Here is a 4,960-nt window from a genome sequence, read left to right as displayed (position 1 = left end):
CCCCCAGTTACCAATGGCTGCTGCCAGTGGCGTTTTTTCGCATCTGTACCGGGTTGGACTCAAGACGATAGTTACCGGAACAGGCGCAGCGGTCGGGCTGAACGGGGGGTTCTTGCACACAGCCCAGCTTGGAGCGAACTGCCTAAACGGAACCGAGTGTCAGGCGTGGTATGAGAATACGCGGCCTTTAACAGCGGAGAGACACCGGTAAACCGCAGGGCAGGAACAGGAGAGCGCAAGAGGGAGCGATTCACCGGAAACGGTGATGATCTTTATAGTCCTGTCGGGTTTCGCCACCACTGATTTGAGCGTCCTTTTTTGTGATGCTTGTCAGGGGGGCGGAGCCTATGGAAAAACGGGTNCCCCGCGCCCTTTGCTCTGGCCCTTCTCTTCGCAGCCTCTGTCCGTTATGACCGCTACCGCTTTAAACCCGCAACGCCCGCCGCAGCTTCATGACCGAACGNAGTGAGCGAATGAACGAGGAGGCGTCATATCACCTGAGCCTGCATATTCCCCTGTCACTCCGAATCCGCCTTTTTCACCACCACATGAAGCACTTCCATGAAACAGAACGCCGTGGCAACATACTAAGCCAGTATACACTCCGCTAGCGCTACGTGACTGGTTCAGGGCTGCGCCCCGAAACCCCCTAAAACGGCACTGACGCGCCTGCGGCTTGTCGAACACCGCGCCAACCGGGAAACAATTTCCCGCCCGTCACGGCGTTATCAGGAGGTAACATTGGCAGACAAACGCAGCAAAATGCTCACGATGTGGGTAACGGAAGACGAGCACCGGCGTCTGCTGGAGCGCTGCGAGGGTAAACAGCTCGCGGCCTGGATGCGGCAGACGTGCCTGGACGAGAAGCCGGCCAAGGCCGGCAAACTTCCTTCGATATCGCCAGCGCTGCTTCGTCAGCTCGCCGGCATGGGTAACAACCTCAACCAGATTGCCCGGCAGGTTAACGCCGGTGGCTGTACCGGCCACGATCGCGTGCAGGTCGTGGCCGCGCTGACGGCCATTGATGCCGGACTCGAGCGGCTCCGGCATGCCGTACTTGAAAAGGGGGCTGCGGATGATCGTTAAATTTCATCCCAGGGGGCGTGGCGGCGGCTCGGGTCCGGTGGATTATCTGCTGGGCAAAGACCGTCAGCGCGACGGCGCCAGCGTGCTGCAGGGGAAGCCGGAGGAAGTGCTGGAGCTTATCGACGCCTCGGCCTACGCCAAAAAATACACCTCCGGGGTGCTGTCCTTTGCCGAAAAGGACTTAGCCCCAGGCCAGCGTGAAAAGCTGATGGCGAGCTTTGAGCGTGTTCTGATGCCCGGACTCGATAAAGACCAGTACAGCGTGCTGTGGGTTGAGCACCAGGACAAGGGGCGGCTGGAGCTGAATTTCCTGATCCCGAACACGGAGCTGCTGACCGGCAGACGGCTCCAGCCGTATTACGACCGCGCCGACCGCCCGCGCATTGATGCCTGGCAGACAGTGGTTAACGGCAGGCTGGGGCTGCACGACCCGAACGCGCCGGAGAACCGGCGGGCGCTGGTCACACCGTCCGCGCTGCCAAAAGCAAAGCTGGAGGCAGCAGAAACGATTACACGCGGCCTGCTTGCCATTGCCTCATCCGGGGAGCTGAAAACGCGCCAGGACGTCACAGAGGCGCTGGAAAGCGCGGGTTTTGATGTGGTGCGCACCACGAAAAGCAGCATCAGCATTGCCGACCCGGACGGGGGGCGAAACATCCGACTGAAGGGAGCCATCTATGAGCAGTCTTTTAACGCTGGCGAAGGACTTAGAGCAGAAATCGAAAGTGCAGCAGCAGAATACCGGCGAGATGCTGAAAGCCGCATTCAGCGAGCACGAGAAGTCTGTAAAAGCGGAACTGAACGAAAGCGAGAAGAGAATCAGCGCCGCCATTCTCGACCACGACCGGCAGCTGTCCTCAGCCATGAGCCAGCGCACGAAAGGCATGGTACGCATGGTCAGCCAGACGTGGCTGATCATCGTCCTGGTTTCCGTCCTGTTGATCGCCTCGAGCGCGGGCATTCTGTGGTGGCAGGGGCAGCAGATACTCGACAATTACATGAGCATCCGGGAACAGAAGGACGCGCTGGAGAAGCTGAACGCGCGGACATGGGGCGTGAGATATCAGGAAGACAACCAGGGGCGTTTTCTGGTGCTGCCGGAAGGCGTGAAAGCGGACACGAACTGGACGTTCGACAGCGGCAGGAAGAACGGCATCAGACTGGTACGGGAGTAGAGCAGCATGACGGAGCTGGAAAAACAGTTGCTGAGCGCATTAGAGCAGCTACAGCAGGACTACTCGAAAAGGCTGGACGAGTGGGAGAACGCCTTCGCGGAATGGCGGACGATGTCTGGTCTTATGCAACGGGAGAACGCGGCGCTGAGCGAGCGCGTCACGGGTTTGAGCAGGCAGGTGCAGAGTTTGAGCGAGCAGCTGCGCCGGTTGTCGTGAAGCTGAACGGGATTGAGGCGCACCGACAGCAGGAACGGGCGATTCAGCAGCAGAAAGAGCTGGAGCTGGAACGCTCACAGCGACAGCGGACGTATGATGGTCCGTCGCTGTGATAAAGCGGGAAAACGGGGATTTCATCGGGCGTCCGTGCTGAAAGCCTGAGCCATTCACTCGGCTGCATGGCTATGCAGTCGCGGGAAATTTATCAGGCGCGGACTGGGCGGTTTACCGGGCGGTTTGCTGCCGGTTTTACCCGACCGGGACCGTGATCGTGCAGAATCCGTCCGGGGCGGTGCACGCAAGGGATGTTATGGTAAATTTGATAATCGGGTGTTGCATCCACTATGCTGCCATTCTTTTCCGGATGAGGAGCGTGAAGTGAAAAAATGTATATTGTTGTGTGTGCTGATGGCGCTGTCAGGCATGAGTCATGCAACTATTGGAGATAAAAAAACGTATACCGGGCCGGATTGTTCAAAAGATGCTGATGGGCGGATATTTGGTGGGCTATGGGATAGTTTTTTACCTAATACGTCAAAGTATAAGAAGTATGTCGATATTCTTGCCAAGAAAGATACAGTTTTAAAAGTAACTCGTCTTTCTTCTGAAAAAATAAGTAAAAAAGAAGCAGAACGTCTGATGTATAGACGTGCAAAAAGAGACGGAATAAAAGAAGAAGAAGTTAAAGATCGTGGAATAATAGATCAATACCTGGGTGAGGATTTATATAGGCAGTATTATCTTGTTGAATCAAATAAAGATTTTAAAGCAATCGCCGAGTTTTATTCATCTTATCTTGCCGGTGATTATCCAGTTGGCTCTAAAAAAAGGAGAGTCCTGTGGTAATGATATTGAAAATGTATATATCATATCCGATTCGATATACGGTCATACGGAAGACTTTGCTACGCGATAAGGGTAAAGGGGCGTTGCCCCTATTATTTAAATATGCAGAGCTTTTTTTAATATCACTCAATGCTTTCTCCCGTCGCGGCCTTCCGTTATAGCCTCCATTCACGCGGTAGGTTATTGCCATAAAATTATCATCGTCAGCGAGTCTATTTAACCCTCTTGACTGCCAGAATGCGCAAGCACTTCTGACGGCTAGAGAATAATCTTCTGCAACTCTTTCAGGATGATTCACTAAATCCTCATGAAATTTATCACCATATTTCTGATAATTTTCCCGTCCTGTAAGATGGAGTAGTCCCCTGCCGATATATTTTGGACCATCCCCTGGAAAATGATTTCCTACATTTCGCCCCGCTCTTGTGTCTGGCTCATACTCTTTACCACCGTGGGCGGGGTTTTCTGTCATGTATAGAAAGTCCTGAGTTTCGACACAGGACTGTGCCAGAAAATGCGCCACCCGCAGTTTTGTATTGATGTCATAAACTGGAAACCAGAGGTTCATAGCCTTCGCCAGTCCTGTTATGTTGGCTTCCTGGGCATCATGTCTTTTGCGATTTTTTTTGTAGGGCTGCGCAATACGGTGAAGCAGCTCCGGTGTGATGTTTACAGCCATCTTTCCTTTCTCCGGTCAGATTTCACGGTTTTCCTTAATATTCCATCCGGTCAGCGATTCCGACCCTTTTCCGCCGCTGGCGGTTTGTTCCTTGTAGGAAAGACGAACTGATGCTGCTTGAAAGCCGTATCGCATGGCAATTTCTTCGCCTCCGTTCACGCCGCTGTAGGTCACGCGTGTGACAAGCACGTCTTCAAGGGTAATCAGGCTGTATTCCATCTGGCTACCGCCCGCTTTGCACACTGATACTTCCATCCTGTCTAGATGTTTACCGCTGGCACAGTATTTCAACAGAGCCGTCGTGGCCTTATCCTTAAATGCAACGACTGTAAGATCCTTAAAGGTGACCTTCCCGGCTCCATTGCCTCCCCCTGTATGTGCAAGGGCTGGCTGAGATACATCCCATTCAAAAGACAGTATGTCCGTCCATCCCTTGTGAGCCGCATCCTGAGATTCACCAGTGATGCCACTGACGCGCATGAAATGGCTTGTGGTCATGAACGATTTCCCTTTTTTGTGCTGGATGTATGTTGTCGGAGTAAGTGGCTGATAAATACATGAGTTTGTGCGGTTATAATAACAAAAAGACAAAGAAATCCTAATTCTCCATGATGGGGATACCAAGCAATGGGGACCGGAGCGACCAGCGATAGCCCGGAAGGCTGTGGCCGCGCAGAGGACGATTGATGCCGGGCGCTGTAGCGGATATGCAGAGTAAAAGTATATATCTATGAGATTTAAAAGGATCTTCTTGAGATCCTCTTTATCCGAGCGTAATCTCCTATCCAGTGATCGAAAAAGCCACCCGTTAAGGTGGCCTTTTCGACGGGGCAGTTGAGCGACAACTCTTCTGAACCGAGGTAACTGGGTGTACAAGACCGCAATTACCAAACTGTTCTTCCAGTGTAGCCGCAGTCAGGCCACCACTTCAAGACTTCTGTAAAATCCTTCTTGTACA

At 53.1% G+C, this 4,960-nt stretch carries 5 protein-coding genes; 3 read left to right on the top strand and 2 right to left on the bottom strand.

Features of this window, described 5'->3' with window-relative positions:
* Positions 1-762: 762 nt before the first annotated feature.
* The 3 genes from EPYR_RS18625 to EPYR_RS18615 all read left to right on the top strand — a co-directional run bounded on the left by EPYR_RS18625 (position 763) and on the right by EPYR_RS18615 (position 3,323).
* A complete protein-coding gene (locus tag EPYR_RS18625; RefSeq protein ID WP_012814660.1) occupies positions 763-1,086 on the top strand; it encodes a MobC family plasmid mobilization relaxosome protein in 324 nt (107 codons plus the stop codon).
* On the top strand, positions 1,076-2,590 hold the full coding sequence (gene mbeA, locus EPYR_RS21655) for a plasmid mobilization relaxase MbeA (RefSeq protein WP_012814659.1): 1,515 nt from the start codon (positions 1,076-1,078) through the stop codon (positions 2,588-2,590). The genes EPYR_RS18625 and mbeA overlap by 11 nt, the downstream gene beginning before the upstream one ends.
* 265 nt (positions 2,591-2,855) lie before the next feature.
* Positions 2,856-3,323 (top strand): hypothetical protein, encoded by a 468-nt coding sequence (locus EPYR_RS18615; protein WP_231844238.1) that lies wholly within the window; start codon positions 2,856-2,858, stop codon positions 3,321-3,323.
* Here the strand turns inward: EPYR_RS18615 and EPYR_RS18610 are convergent.
* Complete coding sequence (locus EPYR_RS18610) at positions 3,298-4,002, bottom strand: glycoside hydrolase family 19 protein (RefSeq protein WP_014538401.1); 705 nt, start codon at positions 4,000-4,002, stop codon at positions 3,298-3,300. The two genes, EPYR_RS18615 and EPYR_RS18610, sit on opposite strands and share 26 nt — an antisense overlap.
* Positions 4,003-4,017: 15 nt before the next feature.
* On the bottom strand, positions 4,018-4,500 hold the full coding sequence (locus EPYR_RS18605) for an Hcp family type VI secretion system effector (protein ID WP_014538400.1): 483 nt from the start codon (positions 4,498-4,500) through the stop codon (positions 4,018-4,020).
* Positions 4,501-4,960 lie beyond the last annotated feature (460 nt).

Source organism: Erwinia pyrifoliae DSM 12163 (genome assembly GCF_000026985.1).
GTDB lineage: Bacteria > Pseudomonadota > Gammaproteobacteria > Enterobacterales > Enterobacteriaceae > Erwinia > Erwinia pyrifoliae.
This window is presented reverse-complemented; position numbering and strand designations above follow the sequence as displayed.